Here is an 18,654-nt window from a genome sequence, read left to right as displayed (position 1 = left end):
TCCATGACGCGTTTTTTCAGCATTCTCCCCATCTCCCGCACGGCCTTAGCGGTTTGTGCTGCTCTTGTCACAGCGCCACTTGCCGCAGTCCCCGCGCTGGCTGGCGAATTTACCGTGACGGACGGCAAGGCCAGTGCTGAAATCTCGGAAGTCTCCCGCATTTATATTGATGGCACACTCGCAGCCACCATCCGGCTAAATGACCAGATCCCGGAAAAAACCATTCGGGTAACCACGCCCGCAGGCCGCCTTGAGCACACCTATACCCTGTGTGGAGAGATTACGATCCGCACGCCGGAAGGCAGGGTTGAAACGCATGAGGTGAATAGCGACGGCACCCTGCACAACCCCGATCATCATCATTTCTATGCTTTGGGGTCCGATAACTTTACCGAGTTTTTCCTGCAGGACCCGGATGATCTGGACGCAGCGGAACACCACCCAGGCCAGTCCAACGTCTGCGCAACCCCGGTTAGCTGAAAGACCGGGACGCTTACAGCCCTTCGGCCGCCAGCAGAGCCGCCTGCTCTTCCTGCGTCAGCGCATCCACAAAGTCATCAATCTCACCCAGCATGATGCGGTCAATCTTGTAGAGGGTGAGGTTCACCCGATGGTCCGTCACCCGCCCCTGTGGGAAATTGTAAGTGCGAATACGCTCTGATCGGTCGCCCGTACCAACCTGAGAGCGCCTGTCTGCCGCACGAGATTCATGCGCCTGCGCACGCTCCCGCTCATACAGCCGCGCCCGCAGGATCTTCATGGCCTTGGCCTTGTTCTTATGCTGGCTTTTTTCTTCCTGCATGGCCACCACAATGCCGCTGGGCATATGGGTGATGCGCACCGCACTTTCCGTTTTATTCACATGCTGCCCACCAGCACCCGAGGCGCGATAGACATCAATGCGCAAATCGGTTTCATCAATGGTGACATCCACCTCTTCCGCTTCCGGCAGCACGGCCACCGTCACGGTTGAGGTATGGATGCGACCCTGACTTTCCGTGGCAGGCACACGCTGCACCCGATGCACGCCGGATTCATATTTCAGGCGGGCGAACACGCCTTTGCCGGTAATTTCTGCAATGCCACAGCGCAGGCCGCCAAGCTCGCTTTCATCATAATCCATGACGGAAAAGCGCCAGCCCCGAAGGTCCGCATACCGGCGATAGAGATCGAACAGTTCTGAGGCAAACAAAGCGGCCTCATCCCCCCCCGCCGCAGGACGGACTTCCAGAATGGCGCTGCGCTCATCCGCCGCATCACGCGGCAGCATGGCCAGACGGACATCCTGCCGCAGTTGCGGGAGCGTTTCATGCAGTTCGGAGAGCTCGGCTTCAGCCAGTTCCTTCATTTCAGGATCAGCGAGGAGAGCTTCCGCCTGCAGGGCTTCCTGCTCCGCCGCCCGCAGGGCGTTAATGCGGGAGACGACGGGTTCTATTTCCCCGTACTCCCGTGAGGCCTGTGTAAAGGCCTCACCGCTCACACCGCTTGCCAGCAGGGCTTCAAGCTCCAGCGCCCGGCCAACAATTCTGTCCAGCCGTTCGTCTAAAGTCATTGCGCGGCAGACTCACCTGCTTTGGCAAACACGCTGGCAGCGTTGGAAAACAGCGTGTCACGCGAGACTTCTGCTTCTTCGCCCGTTTCCATGTTTTTCACACGGAAGCTGCCCCGCGCCAGCTCGTCATCACCCAGGAACAGCACATGGCTGGCGTTCTGCTTGCCAGCCCGCTCCATCCGCTTGCGCAGGGAACCACGATAGCCAATTTCCACCCGGACGCCTTGCTGACGCAGCGTTTGCAGGATGCTCAGCACAGCCCCTTCATCCGGCGATCCAACCGGTACAATCACCACAGAACGCGGTGCAGCAGGCGCTTCCTCAAGCAGCATAGCAAGGCGCTCCACCCCGGCAGCCCACCCGATAGACGGCACTTCCGGGCCACCCATCTGCTGCACAAGCCCGTCATAACGCCCACCAGCCAGCACCGTGCCCTGAGAGCCAAGGCGACGCGTGACGAACTCAAACGTCGTGTGGTTATAGTAATCCAGCCCGCGCACGATGCTCGGGTTAACCTTGTAGGCGATCCCGAACCCATCCAGCGTGCGCCGCAGGCCATCCCAGAATGCACGCGCTTCCGGTGTCAGGAATTCTTCCATCATCGGCGCATCGGCTACCAGAACGCGATCCCCGGCGTCCTTGCTGTCCAGAATACGCAGCGGGTTCTTTTCCAGACGGTTCAGGCTGTCTTCGGAAAGCTTGTCTTTATGGCCGGAGAAATACGCCACCAGCGCCGCCCGCCAGGCGTCACGGCTGGCTGTATCGCCGAGTGTGTTCAGTTCCAGCGTCACATCATCTGCAACGCCAAGTGCCGTCAGGAGCTGGTGCGCCAGAGCAATGGCTTCTGCATCGGCCAGCGGCTCCCCTGCGCCAAGAAGCTCCGCACCAATCTGGTGGAACTGGCGATACCGGCCTTTCTGCGGGCGCTCATACCGGAACATCGGCCCGGCATAAAAAACCTTCTGCGGCAGAGACTGGGTCAGGCCATTGGTCACCAGTGCGCGGCAGATCGCTGCCGTCCCTTCCGGCCGCAGGGTCAGGCTTTCCCCGTCGCGGTCATTGAAGGAATACATTTCCTTGGAAACCACGTCCGACGTATCGCCCAGCGAGCGGGAGAAGACGCGGGTTTCCTCAAAGATCGGGGTCGCCCATTCATCAAACCCGTAAAGGCCAGCAATATGGCGGGCGACAGACACCACATGGGCGTGTCGGCGCTGCTGCTCCCCAATAAGGTCGTGCGTTCCTCTAACGGGCTGAATGCTGCTCACGAATGACTCCCGACCTGACATCCGCACGGTTCAGACCGCCGGAGATCGTGTCCTGATCTGTAATAAAAAAGGAAAAATCTCTCGGGGGCGTGGCAGGCAGAAAGCCCGCGCACGCACCTGTCCGAGACCTTATTTGGCGGAAGACATTTCCGGCAGTTCCGGCACTACGCCTTCAGCCTTTTCCTTAGCTTCTTCTGCCTGAATGGCCGCCACGCGGGCTTCCACCAGTTCCACAACATGCTCAATCATGTCGCCACCCGGCACGGTATGGTCCTGCTTGCCAGCGGAATAGACCATGTGGCGGCCAGAGCCACCGCCGGTCACGCCCAGATCGGTCATCAGCGCTTCACCCGGCCCATTCACCACGCAGCCGATGATGGAAAGGGTCAGCGGGGTTTTGATGTGGGCCAGACGATCTTCCAGCGTCTGCACCGTCTCAACCACGTTGAAGCCCTGACGCGCACAGGACGGGCAGGAAATGATTTTCACGCCACGATGACGCAGACCGAGGGATTTCAGAATATCCCAGCCTACCAGCACTTCTTCTTCAGGCGCTGCGGAGAGGGAAACACGCATGGTGTCACCCACACCGGCCCACAGCAGATTACCCAGACCGATAGAGGATTTCACGGTACCCGCGCGCTTGCTGCCTGCTTCCGTAATACCGATATGCAGCGGATAGTCACAGGCATCAGCCAGCTGCTGATAGGCTGCAACGGCCATGAACACGTCAGAAGCCTTCACGCTGATCTTGAATTCACGGAAGTCATGATCTTCCAGAATTTTGGCGTGTTCCAGAGCGCTTTCCACCAGCGCTTCGGGGTTCGGCTCACCGTATTTTTCCAGCAGGTGCTTTTCCAGAGAGCCGGCATTCACACCAATACGGATGGAACAGCCATAGTCTTTGGCGGCCTGAACCACTTCACGCACGCGGTCGGGGCTGCCGATATTGCCGGGGTTAATGCGCAGGCAGGCAGCACCGGCTTTGGCGGCTTCAATCGCACGTTTGTAGTGGAAGTGAATATCGGCCACGATGGGCACATTCACTTCGCGCACGATTTCTTCCAGCGCCTTGGTGCTGTCTTCATCCGGGCAGGACACACGCACAATATCCACGCCTGCCAGTTCTGCACGGCGGATCTGTTCGATCGTGGCCTGCGCATCGCTGGTCAGGGTGTTGGTCATGGTCTGGACGGAAATCGGCGCATCCCCACCGACGGCAACTTTGCCGACATGGATTTTCCGTGATTTCCGACGCTCGATATGCTGGTAAGGCCGGTAGCCACTCATGTTACATCCTTTTGTCGCGACGACAGTTGTCAGGCAAACCGCGTTCCGTCACGCGCCTGCCCATTACGTTTGATGCCTTCCTGCCAAAATCAATGCGCGTTGGCTACATGAAAGCACGAAAAACAGTCCTTCAGTGCCCGCTTATCCCCTGAAGCTGACGAGCATTCAGATCATCCGCACTGGGTTCAGGCTTTTCTACAGGGCGATGCCGAGGCCGGGGTTTGGGCGGCTCTTGTGGCGGTGCATCCGCAACTGGCGGGGGTGACAGCGGCTGTCCATCCGCCCCGACAGTCGGTGCAGGACCCTCACCGCTCACTCCGGGAGGCCGCTTGCTCTCCGGCACGGCAGGCACACCGTTACCCGTTTGTGCCGCGGGGCTTACGCTCGGGCTCGGGCCAGACACACCGGCTGACGACGCAGCCTGTGCAGCGGCCAGAGAGCCGTCTTTTACAGCCTCAGGCGTCAGCACCAGTTTTCTGCGCACGGACCCGTTCCGCCCCAGCGGCTGCGTCGTCACCGTCCCTGAACTCAGCACAATACCGCCAGCATTGCCTACAGTGAGGCTATACGGACCGCCGTCTGCGGGCACGGTCCACTGGTCATCCACCTGCATGATGTGATCGTACGCAACCTTGCCGCTGGCGTCCTTCACCTGCACCCAACTGGGAGCAATGGCCTTGAGGACAACCTGATTATCCGGCAGAGCTGCGGGAGCAATGGTGCCCGGCTGATCTGACACAGGTTGCGTGCCCCCTGCCGCCCCACTGTTTCCGGTAGCAGTCTCTCCGGTTACGCCAGCAACCGCCCCGGCATCAGGCGTCGCTTCACCCTGCGTCGCAGGAAATGACGGCTTTGAGAAATCCGGATTGCCGTTCTGATCCAGAGACGGCTGGCTGCCAGTCTGCGCCTGAGGCGCACTGGCACTATTTACCCCGGAAGAAGCCTGATCCTCTGGCCTGCGAGAGGGCACGGCACCTGGCCCCGGCAGAATGGAGGCGACCTGCGGAGACGGCGCGTTATTGGTCTGTGCACCGGGAATAATGGTGGCAACCGGCGGTACATGCTCCGGCAAGGGCGGAGCATGCCCGATGAAGTGATACCACCCGATATAACTTGCAAGGATAACAGCAAGCCCCAGAGAAACGCTGACACCGGGCGGGATACGCCTGTCAGGCGGCGGTGCGGGGAAGGTCAGGTCAGGCTTTCGCCCCCCCCCTTTCCCTTCCCGCTTGTAACGCACGACCAGAGCTGAAGCATCAAACCCTAAAGCGGCCCCATAGGTACGTAAAAAGCCAAGCGCATAGGCTTCAGCTGGGAAAACGCCAGCCCGCCCGCTTTCCAGCGCTTCCAGATAAGATTCACGGATCCGCAGCCACGCTGCAACATCCGGCAAAGACCATCCAAGCTGTTCCCGCCGCGTACGCAACGCCGCCCCCACCCCGAGGCTTTCAACATCAGGCAATGGGGGAGAGAAAGCAGGAAGTTCCTGCTCTGGAACAGAACCGGATTCAGCCATTACAATCCATGCGCCGCTGCTGGCGGACGAGCGCCACAACAGCCTGCTCAACAAGGTCAGAGATAATTTCAGCCACAGGCTGAACGGCCTTTACCATACCCACAGACTGCCCAGCCATGACAGATCCGTTTTCAACATCACCATCAATCACAGCACGGCGCAACGCACCAGCCCAGAAATGTTCGATATCAAGCTGAGCTTCCTCGCGCGTCAGTTCACCGCTCTGGAAACGGTTGATGACGTCTGCCTGATGCGCAAGGAAGCGGCGGCTCCCTTCATTCACGAGGCCGCGCACCGGGATAACCGGAAAGCGCTCGTCCAGCTGCACAGACGTAATGGCGTCACGCGCATTGGAACGCACAAAGGCTTTCTTGAATTTCTCATGCGCAATGCTTTCTGCCGCAGCGGCAAAACGCGTGCCCAGCTGGCCACCGGATGCCCCCTGCTCCAGGTAAGACACCAGCGCATCTCCCCGGCCCAGACCGCCAGCCACAAACACCGGAACCTGGTCGATATGCGGCAGGATTTCCTGCGCCAGCACCGTCAGAGAAACAGGGCCAACATGGCCGCCTGCTTCTGCGCCTTCAATCACCAGCGCATCAACACCCATTTTAATCAGACGTTTGGCCAGAACCAGTGCCGGAGCAAAGGCCACAACCTTTGCACCACCTTCCTTCGCCGCCTTAATGGCTGCACCCGGCGGAATGCCACCGGCCAGAACAATATGGCCTACGCCAGCGTTCAGGCAGACCTGCACCAGCTCATCCAGCTGCGGATGCATGGTGATGAGGTTCACGCCAAACGGGCGATCCGTCATCGCACGGGTGGCGGCAATTTCTTCCGCCAGCCGTTCGGGCTGCATCGCACCGCAGGCAATCACGCCAAACCCGCCTGCGTTGGAAATGGCTGAAACCAGATTCCGCTCACTCACCCAGGACATCGCACCGCCAAGAATGGCGTAGTCCGTGCCGAGAAACTCCGTGCCGCGCCGACACAAATGGTCAAAGCGCTTCCGGGCGCGGGCTTTTTCAGCCTCGGTCGGCGGGGCATTCAGGTCGAGAGCGAGCATGTCAGACATTGTCCAGTCCATAGGCTGTGTGCAGGGCGCGCACGGCCAGCTCTGCATATTCAGCAGACAGCAGGACGGACACCTTGATCTCGCTGGTGGAGATCACCTGAATATTGATAGACCGTTCAGACAACGTACGGAACATGGTAGCAGCTACGCCGGCATGCGAGCGCATGCCTGTGCCGACAACGCTGATTTTCACCACATCATCGTCTGTTGCCAGCTCTTCATACTGCACGGCATCGCGCACAGATTCCAGCGTGCTGATAGCGCGCGGCAGGTCGGTCTTGCTGGTGGTGAATGTCATGTTCGTTGTGCCATCAGCACCCGTGCTCTGCACAATCATGTCCACATTCACGTTGGCTTCGCTCAGCGGGCCGAAAATGGCCGCGGCAATACCCGGACGATCAGGAATACGCCTGACCGACAGCTTTGCTTCATCACGGGAATACGCAATGCCGGTTACCAGTTTCTTTTCCACGATTTCGTCCTCATCCACCACAAGAGAGCCGGGCAGTTTACCTTCAACCATCGCCGGGCCATCCACAAAGCTTGAAAGCACCTGAACACGCACCTGCTCACGCATGGCAAGTCCCACGCTACGCGTCTGCAGAACTTTGGCCCCTACCGAGGCGAGTTCCAGCATTTCTTCATAGGTGATTTTTTCAAGCTTACGGGCTTTGGCCACAATGCGCGGGTCTGTTGTGTAAATCCCGTCCACATCGGTATAAATATCACATCGGTCCGCCTTGATGGCGGCAGCAAGAGCCACAGCGGACGTATCGGACCCACCGCGCCCCAGCGTCGTCACGCGCCCATCAGGCCCCACGCCCTGAAAGCCTGCGACAACCGGCACCATTCCTTCGGCCATGCAGCCCAGCAGGCGCTCACCGTCAATCGTGTCCAGACTGGCTTTGCCATGTGCCGAGTCGGTGCGGATAGGCACCTGCCAGCCAGCAAAAGAGCGTGAGGGCACGCCCAGCTTTTGCAGCGCAATGGCCAGCAGGCCGCTTGTCACCTGCTCACCCGTTGCCACAATGGAATCATATTCCCGGGCATCATGCAGGTCAGACAGGTTCTGACAGTAGCCGACAAGCTTGTTGGTTTCCCCGGCCATGGCCGAGACAACCACCAGCACATCACAGCCGGCTTCCTTTTGTTTTTTGACACGCTCGGCCACGGCCTTAATGCGTTCAAGATCCCCCACGGATGTTCCACCGAACTTCATGACGATCCGAGGGACGGAACCGGGCATAATTTTTTTCTCCACCAGACGGGCTGCAAATGGTTGCGAAGCTTCACAAGGCGCGTCACATACCCTTCCCGGCCCCCTCTCGTCCAGCGGGGGAGATCAGCAGGAAAGGAATTTTGTTCCATGCATCCCTCCAGCCGAGACGCTGCCTCTTCCGTTTCTCCTGAGGAAATCGCCCGCTTCAGCGCACTGGCCAGCCAGTGGTGGGACCCCACCGGCCCCATGCGGCCGCTGCACGCCATGAACACCCTGCGCATTAGCTGGGCCTGTCGCCACTTCCCCATGCGGGGCCGCACCACACGCCATGTGCGGGTGCTGGATATTGGTTGCGGCGCGGGTCTTGCCAGTGAGGCTCTGGCCAAAGCCGGCCACGATGTTCTGGGGCTGGATGCCTCGGCAGACGGTATCGCCGCCGCCCGTGCGCATCTGGAAGCCCACCCTCTGCCAGAAGGGTCTGGCACGCTGGACTACCGGGTTGGCAGTGCGGAAGAACTGGTGGAAGAAAAGGCGAAATTTGACGCCGTCGTCGCCTTAGAAATTATCGAGCATGTCACTGATCCTGAAGCATTTATGAAGATGCTGTCTGATCTGGTGGAGCCGGGTGGGATTGTGATTGTCTCCACCATGAACCGCACCCTGCGCTCTCTGGCGGTTGGCAAAATCGGAGCGGAATATGTGCTGCGTTTGCTGCCTATCGGCACGCATGAATGGCGCAAGTTTCTTACCCCGGCAGAGCTGGGGCGTTTTGGCCGGGAGGCCGACCTGCGCATTCAGGCTCTTGCCGGCATGTCCCCCTCTCTTTCCGGGTGGAAAGAGAGCCGGGACCTGAGCGTGAATTACATCGCAGCCTTCAGGAAGGGCTGACGTCCGTCGGGTCTGCTGCGATTGTCATAAACTCAAAACATGTGGGGCTTCCAACTGGTGTGAAGTCCCACGTGAAGCTGATCTTGCCGGTTGTCTTATCCACGCGGAATGATGTGATGGAATCACTCCTCTGGTTTGCAACATACAAATAGCTGCCAGACGGATCGAACATCAGAGACCGGCCATAATCGGCGTGGGTCCAGATTTCATCCACCAGAGTCAGGCTGCCATCTTTGGACACCTGAAAGACTGCCAGCGAATCCCCCAGACGATTTGAGACATACAAAAAGCGCTCATCCGGGGAGAGCAGAATACCCGCCGCCAGTGTGCTACCCCGGAAGTGGGCTGTGACAGAACTGACAGTTTGCTGCGGGGAAATTTTGCCCGTTTGCGGGTCAAAATCCGCTACCACCACCTTGGAGTCCTGCTCACACAGCAGATAAATCTTCTTCCCTTCAGAGCCAAAGACATAGTGGCGTGGTGCGGAACCGGGCGTCATGGTCGTAAAGGGAACGGCAGCGGGAGAAAGCTTGCCGGTCTCCAGATTGATGGTCCAGACGTACACACGGTCCAGCCCGGCATCCATAACCAGCACGAATTTGCCGCTCGGATCGGTCTTGATCATGTGCGGATGCGCGGAGGAATGGTCGCTCACCGCAAAGTTACCGGGCGGGTTATCTGCCGCGCGGTCGGGCATCCGGGGACCGGAGTTATGGATAAGGTCCGTCATGCGCCCCAGAGAGCCATCGGCCAGCACATGCAGAATGCCAATGGTGCCACCGGTGTAATTCGCCACCATGACAAACCGGCCTGAGGGATGAACACTCAGATGGGCAGGGTCAGCCCCACCAGAGGCAACCGTATTCAGCTTTTTCAGGCCGCCAGTCGCCTGATCAACCAGAAAAGCCGTTACGGACCCGCTGTGCGCGGTGTCAAAGTCATTAATCTCGCTCAGCGCATACAGAAAGCGCCGGTCGGGTGAGAGCGTGATGTAAGAAGGGCTGGCGATATCAGTAAAGGTTGTCAGGTTGGTCAGCGCGCCCGTTTTCTGATTCATCTCGAAAACGCTGATGCCTTCTCCATTCCCACCGGGCGGCCCGTGCTTCGTGTAGCCGCCAATGTAACAGATGGTCCGCCGGGTTGGTTTTTCGTCCTGCGAAGGCGCTTTTGCTGTATCATCCGCCGCCTTAGCAGGCAGGGCGACAGTCAAAGCACCCGCAAAACTACCCAGACCAAAAATACGTCGGGAAAAGGAGTGTGTCATACTGTTATCGCCTTATTATTTTTATTTCAGGGCATTTTGCAAACTGGCCCCAGTGTCCCCTCATACCGCGTCCAGGTCTGTGTTTCACCAAAAAGTGGCAGGCCTATATAGCCGCGCAACTTCAGAACATCTTTCTGAGGAGACCAGATCTGAGCCTGATAGACATGCCCGCTATCCGGATCGAGGATCTTGCCGTTCCAGCGCTTTTTATCGTCGGACGACTGACGAAAGTCCGTCAGCATCTGAAGGCCACATTCGGACTGCCCCTTATGGTCTTTGGGCACATCGTCACCCTGATAGCTCAGCCCGACGAGCTGGCCGCAGACGGTATCGCCACACATCCCAATTTTGAAAACACCGTCATGCCCCTGGCTGAGCCAGTAGCCCATAAAGACGCTTTCCGGCGCTTCAGCTGCCTGTGCATGAGCTGGCGCTATCACTGCGGCACAGAGCAGAAACGAGCTGAGAAACGCCGTCATCCACGCGTTTTTGAGAATCACGCTGCTCTTCTCCCTTTTCAGACACGCCAGCAGAAGGGCGGTACGGGCTGGAACCAGCTGGTGGTCATGCCACGTTACAGCCTGCCCTTCAATATTCAGCTATCAGCACGGCGCACCCATGGAATACTCAAAACATCCACGCCTTCTTCCGCCAGCATGGAACGATCCTCTTCCGAGGCCTGACCGTAGATCCCGCGCTCCGGGGCTTCCTTGTGGTGCATCCGCAAGGCTTCCTCAGCAAATCGATCTCCCACATTTTCACACCCGGTTTCCACGGCCTGCCGGATTTTCTGAAATGCCGCGACCATCTGGTCGGGCAAAACTGCACTGGCAGCCTTTTCCGTAGCACCTTCAACCGAGCTCTCAGGACTCTGGCGAGGGGCCGGGCTGTCTGAGCATTTTTTGGCAATGGCGGGGGCCATCAGTGCCTGCTGCACGTCCGCGTGGCCACACTCAGGGCAGGACAGAAAGCCACCAGCCTGTAACTGCGCAAAAGTTGCGCTGTCACGGTACCAGCCTTCAAATTCATGCCCGGCAGCACAGCGCAAACGGTAGCAGATCATCCCTCGCCTTCCCGGATCAGTCCGCCAGCCCAAGAGCGGCGTTCAGCTGCCCCTGCCGTTCCAGACGCATCAGATCATCACAGCCCCCCAGAGGCCGCCCATCCACAAATGTCTGGGGCACAGTGGAGCTTCCGCCTGAGCGCTCATATGCCTGTTCCCGTTCCGGCGTGCCTCGGGGAGCATTAATCTCCTTGAACGACACATTCTTGCTCTCAAGAAGCCGCACAGCGCGCACGCAATATGGGCAACCGGGCTGCGTATAAATTTCTATTGCTGGCATCGTGCCGTTTTCCTCATTTTTATAGGGCAGCCAAATCCGGCATGCCTACACTTCTCTTCACATAGTCGTTTCCATGACTGGAAAATCAAGATCAACTTCTTTTTGCGCAGGTACCCGCCCCGCCACCAGCAGGCTAACCGAGGCCGCACCGGCATCCAGCAAGACCTGCGTGCAGACCGTTGCGGTTGCCCCAGTCGTCAGCACATCATCCACTAACACTACGGATCGTCCTGCAAACTCTGAAATGCGTCCCCCATGCACGGCTATGGCATCCTCCATTTCAGCCTTGCGTTCCTGCGGCGAAAAGCTTGCCAGACGCGACGTTGCTTTTCTGCGCACCAGAGCATCTGGCACACAGCGCAATCCGGTTCTCCGCGCCAGAGCCCAGGCAAGAATCGCAGCCTGATTGTAACGCCGCCCGATCAGGCGCCAGCGATGCACCGGCACAGGCACCAGCACGGCGTCCGAGACCAAAAGATCCTGCCCGGCCTGCACCATACGGTTTGCCAGAAAGCGGGCATTTTCGAGCCGGTCCGCATATTTCAATTGCAGGATCAGGTCCCGACTTGCCTGATCATATAAAAATACCGCACGAGCATGCGCCCAGAGCGGATGATGGCGTTCACAGCCCGGACATAATCCATCCATCCCGATATAAGCCTGAGCAGTTTGTGGCGTGGCACACGCATCACAACAGGGGGCCACAACAGGATGCAGTCGCCCGAAACAGTCTGTGCAGACCAGTCCTGCCTGCGCGACATCCGCATTGCATAACAGGCACGTGGGCGGAAACAGCACGTCCAGCGCTGCCGTACCTATTTTCCGGGCATATTTCCCCACCATCACAAAGCCTCGTGCAGCATACGTTTTGGCCACGCCTCCCCTTGGCAAACCCACCTGAAACGCGCAGCGTCTCCCGTTATGGATGCCCCCGTCATTTTTGATCGCAAGGCGGTCAAAGCCCACAGAACCCGCTCAGCAAGACTGCATACCTCAGTCATGCCTATTCTGGATGCCGCTGCGGATATTCTGATGGACCGGCTTGATGATGTCACCCGGCATTTTACCTGTGCGCTTGATCTGGGCGGCCGCGGGATTATGGCGCAACGGCTGACGGCACGCGGCATTCCCGTCATCTCATCCGATCTTTCTCCCGCCATGGCGGCGTGCGCTCCCGAACACGCCATCTGCGCGGATGAAGAAACGCTCCCTTTTGCCCCGCACAGCTTTGATCTGGTCACTGCCAGCCTCTCCCTGCACTGGATTAATGACCTCCCCGGCACATTCAGCCAGATTTGCCGCATTTTGAAGCAAGACGGTCTGTTCCTCGCCAGCATGCCAATCCTGCCGACCCTGCGCCCGCTCAGGCAGGCTCTGGATGATGCCGAGCTGGCCTTATGTGACGGGATCTCGCCGCGTGTCTCGCCGCTGCCAACGCAGCAAAGCTGCGCACACCTGCTCCAGCGTGCAGGCTTTGCCCTGCCGGTTGTGGATACGGAAAAGCTGGATTTGCGCTACCGCTCTCTCATGGCGCTTTTGCGGGATTTACGCGCAGCAGGAGAGACAAACGCTCTGGCGCTGCGGAGCAGGACTGTGCCGCCGCGCCTCCTCTTCCCCGCCGCTGCGGCTGAACTGAATCCGGATGAAGCGGATACATTCGCCATGCCGCTGCATATGGCTATTCTGACAGCTTGGGCTCCCTCACCTACCCAGCAGCAGCCTTTAAAACCCGGTGCCTTTACACATACGCTGGAGAGTGTTCTTGACGCTGCTCAGCCTGAAGTACCCACCGATAGCAAGCGTTTTTAGCCGCCTGTTACACTCATGTGGCGCACAGGCCCGGAGACTTCTCCTGGCTTTGCTCCCAGCATGAAATCATGCCCCGTCGGCTTGCGATCAATCGCTGCCTGTATGCCGGCCAGAATAGCAGTGTCATCCCCGCCAGACCGCAGAATAGCCCTCAAATCTACGCCATCCTCATGCCCGAGGCAGGTATAAAGCTGTCCGGTGCACGACAGACGCACACGGTTGCAGGTCGCGCAGAAATTATGGCTCATCGGGGTGATAAACCCAATGCGCTGCCCGGTTTCCACAACACGCATATAGCGCGCGGGTCCACCTGAGCGATCCGCCAGCGGCTCCAGCGTCCAGCGTTTGGCAAGATCAGTCTTAACCTCTGATAACGGCAGATAGCGCGCTGTACGATCTTCCCCCGTATCCCCCATTGGCATGGTTTCAATCAGACAGAGATCTGCGCCAATTTCTCCACACCATGCGAGCATGGCGTCAAATTCATCATCATTCACACCAGCCATCGCCACGGCATTGACCCGCACCGCCAGACCGACATCTCGTGCAGCCTTGATGCCGTCCAGCGTGGCAGCCAGTTTTCCCCGCCGCGTTATGCTGGCAAAACGCTCTTCATCCAGCGTATCCAGACTGACATTGACCCGTCGCACCCCGGCGCGAAACAACGTCTCGGCATACAGCGCCAGTCTGCTACCATTGGTCGTCAGAGTTAATTCGTCGAGAGATCCCGCCTGTTCGGGATGGTGCAGCCATTGGCCCAGTGTTTCAAAAAACGGACCAATATCCCGCCGGACCAGAGGCTCGCCCCCGGTAATCCGCAACCGTTTGACGCCGTGCTTCACAAAAACCTGGCACAGCCGCAGCAACTCCTCAAAATCCAGAACATCCGCGCGCGGTAAAAACGTCATGCGTTCGGACATGCAGTACGTACACCGCATGTCACAGCGATCTGTGACCGAAACACGAAGATAGGAGATGCGGCGCCCTGCAGGGTCCACTAAACCGGACAACATAGGTCCTCTATATAGTCGGAAGGAAACGTTTTGTCGAAACCCAAAGTGGTCATGCCGGCCATAAACTTCAAGCCGGCAGGGTTTTCTTAATGCCCGGCGTTATTTCCGGAAAAATCTGGTGCGGACAAGCCAGACTGCGCCAGTTGCGCCACCACAGCCTGCTTCAGGCGCTCAAGAGCAGCCTCATCCGGCCCTTCTGCACGTACGACCAGAACAGCCTGTGTGTTGGATGCCCGTAGTAGCCACCAGCCATCAGGCGTATTGACGCGCACACCATCAATTTCGGAGACATCCGCGCCCTCATGCCGCAAGCGAGCCGCAACCTCCTCAATCACTTTGAACTTACGCGTATCATCGCAATCAAAGCGCACTTCAGGAGTTGAAACGGTGCGCGGCAGCGCTTCTCTGATAGCGGAAAGAGGCTTGTCCTGACGCGCCAGAATACCAAGCAGCCGCACAGCGGCATACAGGGCATCATCAAACCCGTACCATTTATCGGCAAAGAAAATATGGCCTGACATTTCACCGGCCAGCGGAGACCCTGTTTCTGCCATTTTGGTTTTGATAAGAGAATGTCCGGTTCGCCACATCAGCGGCTTGCCCCCGGCCTTACGGACTTCATCGAACAGAACCTGACTGGCTTTAACGTCAGCAATAATTGTCGCACCGGGATGCGTTTTCAGAACATCCCGCGCCAGCAGAATCAGGATCTGATCCCCCCACAGGATTTCCCCCTGATCATCCACCACGCCAACACGGTCTGCATCGCCATCAAAGGCCAGACCAACATCCGCCTTCTGCCTGCGGATTTCCGCAATCAACTGCTCAAGATTTTTCGCAACGGTGGGGTCTGGATGATGGGCTGGGAAATGACCGTCAATCGCGCCATTTAGCACGGTATGTTCACCGGGCAATCCGGCAACCAGCTTTTGCAGGACATCGCCTGCGGCACTGTTCCCGTTGTCCCAGACAACCTTAAGGGGTTTCTCGCCCCCATCCCAGTCTTTGAGCAAACGGCGCACGTAGTCGGTACGCAAATCAAGCCCGCGTATCGTCCCGTGTGCAGGGGGGACGACATCGCCGGTTTTAGCAAGAACGCCAAGCTCCTGAATCTGCGGCCCGAAAAAAGGCTTCCCGGCCAGCATCATCTTGAAGCCGTTATAATCTGCCGGGTTATGGCTCCCCGTTACCATTACTGCGCCATCAGCCTGCAAGGAGACAGACGCAAAATACAGCATTGGGGTCGGGCCACAGCGTACCCGCACAACATTCAACCCGCAGGCAACCAGCCCTTTAACCAGCGCATCTTCCAAATCCGGGGAAGACAGGCGGCCGTCATAACCGGTCACAACAGTTTTGCCGCCATGACGAACGACCACAGAGCCAAACGTCCGCCCGATTGCAAAGGCATCTTCAGACGTGAGGCTTTTCCCGACAATCCCGCGAATATCATATTCGCGGAGACTGGTCGGATTGAACGTGTGCGTAAACGTCATCAGATCTGAGACGTATATTTTTTCAGGAATGCTTTCACATCGTCAGCCAGGTCGGGACGTTCGAGAGAGAATGCAATCTGTGCTTCCAGGAAGCCGATCTTATTCCCGCAGTCAAAACGCTCACCTTCATAGCGCAGGCCATGGAACGGAACGTGACCAATGGTTTTTGCCATGGCGTCCGTCAGCTGCACTTCACCGCCCGCGCCTTTTTCCAGCTTGGACAGATGCGTCATCACATCCGGGGTCAGGACATAACGGCCAATGATGGACAGGTTGGACGGAGCATTTTCCGGCTTGGGCTTTTCAACAAGGCCCTTCACTTCCACCAGACGACCATCGTCCTTGCCGATGTCCAGAATACCGTAACGGTTGGTCTGTTCACGCGGCACCTCTGTTACCGCTACAACATTCCCGCCCGTCTGGTTATAGGCATCAACCAGCTGTTTCACGCAGGACGTGCCAGACTTCACAATATCATCCGGCAGCAGGATGGCGAACGGGTCATCCCCAATAAAGCTGCGGGCGCACCAGATAGCATGACCAAGACCCAGCGGTTCCTGCTGACGCACGGCGACCAGAGAGCCTGCTTCAATGCTGGTCGGTTCAAGCGCCTTCAGAGTGTCCAGTTTGTTGCGTTCACGCAGTGTCGCTTCGAGTTCATAGGCAATATCAAAGTAGTCGATCAGGGAATCTTTGCCACGACCCGTAATCAGACAGAATTCTTCAATCCCAGCTTCACGCGCTTCATCAATCGCGTACTGAATCAGAGGTCTGTCGACGACTGTCAGCATTTCCTTCGGCATGGCTTTGGTCGCCGGCAGGAAGCGTGTACCTAGCCCTGCAACCGGCAGGACTGCTTTACGTAAAGGCTTGGGCTTGGACACGAATACGACACCTTAAAAAAGTTACAACAAAAGTGAACTCTGTCGCTCGTAATCGCGGGGACGCCCGTTCGTCAAATCAATCCTGCCCACCGGCAAAACAACAGAGTGCTTTGCGCAAACACGCAGAAAAGTGTGACCCATACGGCAACACTAGCTCTATTTGCTTTTAAACCGGGAAAGCTGGGCCTGAATATGGCCAAATGAGCCAATTTGCAGCCATAAGCCGTTAAAAATTTAATATTTTGAGAAAAAGCAGCTCTCACAGAAACCAGAACAATTTTAAAACTGATTTTTGTGAGAGCTGAAAAAATGGTGCGGTCGAGAAGACTCGAACTTCCACGGGGTATTCCCCCACAAGCACCTCAAGCTTGCGCGTCTACCATTCCGCCACGACCGCACGTGACAACCAGCATCTGAAAGGCGATACCGTTTGGTGAGAAGCCCTATAACCGAACCGGGATCACGCGGCAATGACCAACGCACGTTTTTTATGGGAAATTAGCAAAAAGCCCGTTCCCTACCCTGCCGCACTGGCGCGCATGCAAACTTTGGCGCGGGAAATCCGGGCCAATGAGGCCACAGAGCGGGTCTGGCTGCTGGAACACCCACCTCTTTTTACCGCAGGCACATCCGCAAAAGCGGAAGATTTATTCAACCCCCACCATTACCCTACCTATGACGCAGGCCGTGGCGGACAATGGACCTATCACGGACCGGGGCAGAGAATCGCTTATGTGATGCTGGATCTGCACAATGCTCACGGCGAGGTCCGGGCGCGTGATGTGCGGTCTTACGTGCATGGGCTGGAAGAATGGGTGATTCGCACCCTCGCAACATTCGGACTGAAAGGAGAATGTCGCGAGGGACGTGTCGGCGTGTGGGTCATTGACCCCAGCACCGGTCAGGAAGAAAAAATTGCGGCCATCGGCGTTCGCGTCTCACGCTGGGTGAGCTGGCACGGGGTGTCCATCAATCTCAATCCCCGCCTGTCCGATTTTGAGGGCATTGTGCCCTGCGGCATTCGAGAATTTGGTGTCACCAGCCTTGAAAAGCTGGGGCTGAATGCCACTATGGCGCAGCTGGATGCCGCGCTAGCGGAAAGCTGGCAGGCTGTTTTTGGCAGCACACCCTCTGCGCTCACACCCCTCCCAGACGAATGAACAACGTGCGTTGCCGTTCATCCAGAATGCGGATTTCATAAAGGTCCAGAACACGCCCGCCATCCCGAAAAATCAGCGTCACCAGCCCCTGTGACGGATTTTCCGTACGGGCCAGAGAAATCTGCAGGATCCCCGGCGGTTTCTGAATGTCGGTCACTGTCACCGGTCCGGAGAGCGTAATGGGATTGCCCATCAGCACACCCAGCGGATTATGCGCGAGCCCCATCCGTGTTTCAGACCCGGTCTGGCTGTCCTTGAACACGGCATGCGTGCCAGAGGCCTCAAGGTCCATACTATGCGGCACGGTATAATTCAGGTGCAGATAGCCAGCGCGATAGGTCAGTACCCCGCCACCGGTGGATCCATTCGGCCATGTCTGGGTAAAGGGCACATTTTCCAGCTTTGCGGCCCGCAGCCAGCTTTCAACACGAACCGTATCACTGGCCTGCGGAGCCGTCTTATTACCCTGCCCGGTGGCGCAGGCTGCCAGAAAAACCGGTGCCAGCAGCATAACCTTACGGCGCATCATGCCAGAGCGCTTTCTTCTTCCGGCGTACGCAGTGTCAGAGCCAGTGCGTGCAAGCCGCTACCGAATTCATAGCTCAGCGCATCATGCACCATGCGGGAGCGATTCACCCGGTTCACACTCTCAAACAGAGAGCTGACCAGATAAACGCGAAAATGCGTTTCTGTCGCCCCGGCTTCCGGGCCGCGCGTCATGGCCACATGATGGGCATGACGGCTGCTTTCATCCAGAATTTCAAGCCGTGTCGGCTTGAAGGCAGCGGTCAGAGCATCTCTCACCCGACGGGCACGGATGCCGTCTGCCTCAGGCGTGGAAGCTGAATTGCGTTGCGTCATCCTACGTTCCCTC

General features: G+C 57.9%; 20 protein-coding genes and 1 tRNA gene. 4 read left to right on the top strand and 17 right to left on the bottom strand.

Translation table 11 applies throughout. The annotated features are described in order from the left end of the window. The first annotated feature begins 3 nt into the window (after positions 1 to 3). Positions 4 to 480 (top strand): hypothetical protein, encoded by a 477-nt coding sequence (locus KP703_RS02045; RefSeq protein WP_215753649.1) that lies wholly within the window; start codon positions 4 to 6, stop codon positions 478 to 480. A 13-nt stretch (positions 481 to 493) separates the two neighbouring features. On the opposite strand, the gene prfA is transcribed toward KP703_RS02045, so the two are convergent. The 6 genes from prfA to KP703_RS02015 all read right to left on the bottom strand — a co-directional run bounded on the left by prfA (position 494) and on the right by KP703_RS02015 (position 7,950). Beyond that, positions 494 to 1,552 carry a peptide chain release factor 1 gene (gene prfA / locus KP703_RS02040; RefSeq protein ID WP_215753648.1) on the bottom strand — a complete coding sequence of 353 codons (1,059 nt, stop codon included), beginning with the start codon at positions 1,550 to 1,552 and terminating at the stop codon, positions 494 to 496. Next, entirely contained in the window at positions 1,549 to 2,820 is a 1,272-nt protein-coding gene (hisS, locus tag KP703_RS02035; RefSeq protein ID WP_215753647.1) for a histidine--tRNA ligase, read from the bottom strand. Before hisS ends, prfA begins: the two co-directional genes overlap by 4 nt. 129 nt (positions 2,821 to 2,949) lie before the next feature. Continuing rightward, positions 2,950 to 4,110: a flavodoxin-dependent (E)-4-hydroxy-3-methylbut-2-enyl-diphosphate synthase gene (gene ispG / locus KP703_RS02030; protein WP_062140149.1), complete on the bottom strand. Its 1,161-nt coding sequence runs from the start codon at positions 4,108 to 4,110 to the stop codon at positions 2,950 to 2,952. 130 nt (positions 4,111 to 4,240) lie between these two features. Next, a complete protein-coding gene (locus KP703_RS02025; protein ID WP_215753646.1) occupies positions 4,241 to 5,626 on the bottom strand; it encodes a helix-turn-helix domain-containing protein in 1,386 nt (461 codons plus the stop codon). Further along, complete coding sequence (locus tag KP703_RS02020; protein WP_062251166.1) at positions 5,619 to 6,704, bottom strand: nitronate monooxygenase family protein; 1,086 nt, start codon at positions 6,702 to 6,704, stop codon at positions 5,619 to 5,621. Before KP703_RS02020 ends, KP703_RS02025 begins: the two co-directional genes overlap by 8 nt. Continuing rightward, positions 6,697 to 7,950, bottom strand: a complete 1,254-nt coding sequence (locus tag KP703_RS02015) for an aspartate kinase (RefSeq protein ID WP_062251090.1) — start codon at positions 7,948 to 7,950, stop codon at positions 6,697 to 6,699. Before KP703_RS02015 ends, KP703_RS02020 begins: the two co-directional genes overlap by 8 nt. A 120-nt stretch (positions 7,951 to 8,070) precedes the next feature. On the opposite strand from KP703_RS02015, the gene ubiG reads away from it, so the two are divergent. Beyond that, a complete protein-coding gene (ubiG, locus tag KP703_RS02010; RefSeq protein WP_215753645.1) occupies positions 8,071 to 8,811 on the top strand; it encodes a bifunctional 2-polyprenyl-6-hydroxyphenol methylase/3-demethylubiquinol 3-O-methyltransferase UbiG in 741 nt (246 codons plus the stop codon). Here ubiG and KP703_RS02005 read toward each other — a convergent pair. The 5 genes from KP703_RS02005 to KP703_RS01985 all read right to left on the bottom strand — a co-directional run bounded on the left by KP703_RS02005 (position 8,798) and on the right by KP703_RS01985 (position 12,261). Next, positions 8,798 to 10,075 carry a lactonase family protein gene (locus tag KP703_RS02005; RefSeq protein ID WP_215753644.1) on the bottom strand — a complete coding sequence of 426 codons (1,278 nt, stop codon included), beginning with the start codon at positions 10,073 to 10,075 and terminating at the stop codon, positions 8,798 to 8,800. The genes ubiG and KP703_RS02005 overlap by 14 nt on opposite strands. A gap of 26 nt (positions 10,076 to 10,101) precedes the next feature. Beyond that, positions 10,102 to 10,575, bottom strand: coding sequence for a DUF2147 domain-containing protein (locus KP703_RS02000; protein WP_231874843.1), 474 nt, complete (start codon positions 10,573 to 10,575; stop codon positions 10,102 to 10,104). 95 nt (positions 10,576 to 10,670) lie between these two features. Continuing rightward, the gene (locus KP703_RS01995) at positions 10,671 to 11,138 is read right to left on the bottom strand and encodes a DUF1178 family protein (RefSeq protein ID WP_215753643.1); all 468 of its coding nucleotides are present in this window, start codon (positions 11,136 to 11,138) and stop codon (positions 10,671 to 10,673) included. Between the two features lie 16 nt (positions 11,139 to 11,154). Then, positions 11,155 to 11,418 (bottom strand): glutaredoxin 3, encoded by a 264-nt coding sequence (gene grxC / locus KP703_RS01990; RefSeq protein WP_062140138.1) that lies wholly within the window; start codon positions 11,416 to 11,418, stop codon positions 11,155 to 11,157. Positions 11,419 to 11,475: 57 nt separating this feature from the next. After that, on the bottom strand, positions 11,476 to 12,261 hold the full coding sequence (locus tag KP703_RS01985) for a ComF family protein (RefSeq protein WP_215753739.1): 786 nt from the start codon (positions 12,259 to 12,261) through the stop codon (positions 11,476 to 11,478). Positions 12,262 to 12,339: 78 nt separating this feature from the next. On the opposite strand from KP703_RS01985, the gene KP703_RS01980 reads away from it, so the two are divergent. Then, complete coding sequence (locus KP703_RS01980; protein ID WP_215753642.1) at positions 12,340 to 13,227, top strand: methyltransferase domain-containing protein; 888 nt, start codon at positions 12,340 to 12,342, stop codon at positions 13,225 to 13,227. Here KP703_RS01980 and moaA read toward each other — a convergent pair. The 4 genes from moaA to KP703_RS01960 form a co-directional block, all read right to left on the bottom strand. Next, positions 13,224 to 14,240 (bottom strand): GTP 3',8-cyclase MoaA, encoded by a 1,017-nt coding sequence (gene moaA / locus KP703_RS01975; RefSeq protein WP_215753641.1) that lies wholly within the window; start codon positions 14,238 to 14,240, stop codon positions 13,224 to 13,226. The two genes, KP703_RS01980 and moaA, sit on opposite strands and share 4 nt — an antisense overlap. Positions 14,241 to 14,326: 86 nt before the next feature. Continuing rightward, entirely contained in the window at positions 14,327 to 15,736 is a 1,410-nt protein-coding gene (gene pgmG / locus KP703_RS01970) for a phosphoglucomutase/phosphomannomutase PgmG (protein WP_215753640.1), read from the bottom strand. Further along, positions 15,736 to 16,620, bottom strand: coding sequence for a UTP--glucose-1-phosphate uridylyltransferase GalU (galU, locus tag KP703_RS01965; RefSeq protein ID WP_215753639.1), 885 nt, complete (start codon positions 16,618 to 16,620; stop codon positions 15,736 to 15,738). Before galU ends, pgmG begins: the two co-directional genes overlap by 1 nt. A gap of 310 nt (positions 16,621 to 16,930) precedes the next feature. Beyond that, positions 16,931 to 17,017, bottom strand: a tRNA-Leu gene (locus KP703_RS01960). A gap of 73 nt (positions 17,018 to 17,090) precedes the next feature. On the opposite strand from KP703_RS01960, the gene lipB reads away from it, so the two are divergent. Then, positions 17,091 to 17,780 (top strand): lipoyl(octanoyl) transferase LipB, encoded by a 690-nt coding sequence (gene lipB, locus KP703_RS01955; RefSeq protein ID WP_215753638.1) that lies wholly within the window; start codon positions 17,091 to 17,093, stop codon positions 17,778 to 17,780. Here lipB and KP703_RS01950 read toward each other — a convergent pair. Both KP703_RS01950 and KP703_RS01945 read right to left on the bottom strand, forming a co-directional pair. After that, positions 17,758 to 18,309: a hypothetical protein gene (locus tag KP703_RS01950; RefSeq protein ID WP_215753637.1), complete on the bottom strand. Its 552-nt coding sequence runs from the start codon at positions 18,307 to 18,309 to the stop codon at positions 17,758 to 17,760. The genes lipB and KP703_RS01950 overlap by 23 nt on opposite strands. Beyond that, positions 18,306 to 18,641: a BolA family transcriptional regulator gene (locus KP703_RS01945; RefSeq protein WP_062140124.1), complete on the bottom strand. Its 336-nt coding sequence runs from the start codon at positions 18,639 to 18,641 to the stop codon at positions 18,306 to 18,308. Before KP703_RS01945 ends, KP703_RS01950 begins: the two co-directional genes overlap by 4 nt. Positions 18,642 to 18,654 lie beyond the last annotated feature (13 nt).

Source organism: Acetobacter sp. P5B1 (assembly GCF_018811985.1).
In the GTDB taxonomy this organism is placed as follows: Bacteria; Pseudomonadota; Alphaproteobacteria; order Acetobacterales; family Acetobacteraceae; genus Acetobacter; species Acetobacter cerevisiae.
The sequence above is the reverse complement of the archived record's forward strand: the minus strand, read 5'-3'. Positions and strand labels throughout refer to the sequence as shown.

Bases quoted from the DNA above. Each gene is read 5' to 3' on its own strand.
- lipB (WP_215753638.1), top strand. From the start codon at position 17,091: ATGACCAACGCACGTTTTTTATGGGAAATTAGCAAAAAGCCCGTTCCC.
- KP703_RS02005 (WP_215753644.1), bottom strand. From the start codon at position 10,075: ATGACACACTCCTTTTCCCGACGTATTTTTGGTCTGGGTAGTTTTGCG.
- ispG (WP_062140149.1), bottom strand. From the start codon at position 4,110: ATGAGTGGCTACCGGCCTTACCAGCATATCGAGCGTCGGAAATCACGG.
- pgmG (WP_215753640.1), bottom strand. From the start codon at position 15,736: ATGACGTTTACGCACACGTTCAATCCGACCAGTCTCCGCGAATATGAT.
- moaA (WP_215753641.1), bottom strand. From the start codon at position 14,240: ATGTTGTCCGGTTTAGTGGACCCTGCAGGGCGCCGCATCTCCTATCTT.
- KP703_RS01980 (WP_215753642.1), top strand. From the start codon at position 12,340: ATGGATGCCCCCGTCATTTTTGATCGCAAGGCGGTCAAAGCCCACAGA.
- KP703_RS02025 (WP_215753646.1), bottom strand. From the start codon at position 5,626: ATGGCTGAATCCGGTTCTGTTCCAGAGCAGGAACTTCCTGCTTTCTCT.
- KP703_RS02045 (WP_215753649.1), top strand. From the start codon at position 4: ATGACGCGTTTTTTCAGCATTCTCCCCATCTCCCGCACGGCCTTAGCG.
- KP703_RS02015 (WP_062251090.1), bottom strand. From the start codon at position 7,950: ATGCCCGGTTCCGTCCCTCGGATCGTCATGAAGTTCGGTGGAACATCC.
- grxC (WP_062140138.1), bottom strand. From the start codon at position 11,418: ATGCCAGCAATAGAAATTTATACGCAGCCCGGTTGCCCATATTGCGTG.
- KP703_RS01950 (WP_215753637.1), bottom strand. From the start codon at position 18,309: ATGATGCGCCGTAAGGTTATGCTGCTGGCACCGGTTTTTCTGGCAGCC.
- prfA (WP_215753648.1), bottom strand. From the start codon at position 1,552: ATGACTTTAGACGAACGGCTGGACAGAATTGTTGGCCGGGCGCTGGAG.
- KP703_RS01985 (WP_215753739.1), bottom strand. From the start codon at position 12,261: ATGGTGGGGAAATATGCCCGGAAAATAGGTACGGCAGCGCTGGACGTG.
- KP703_RS02020 (WP_062251166.1), bottom strand. From the start codon at position 6,704: ATGTCTGACATGCTCGCTCTCGACCTGAATGCCCCGCCGACCGAGGCT.
- ubiG (WP_215753645.1), top strand. From the start codon at position 8,071: ATGCATCCCTCCAGCCGAGACGCTGCCTCTTCCGTTTCTCCTGAGGAA.
- KP703_RS01995 (WP_215753643.1), bottom strand. From the start codon at position 11,138: ATGATCTGCTACCGTTTGCGCTGTGCTGCCGGGCATGAATTTGAAGGC.
- KP703_RS01945 (WP_062140124.1), bottom strand. From the start codon at position 18,641: ATGACGCAACGCAATTCAGCTTCCACGCCTGAGGCAGACGGCATCCGT.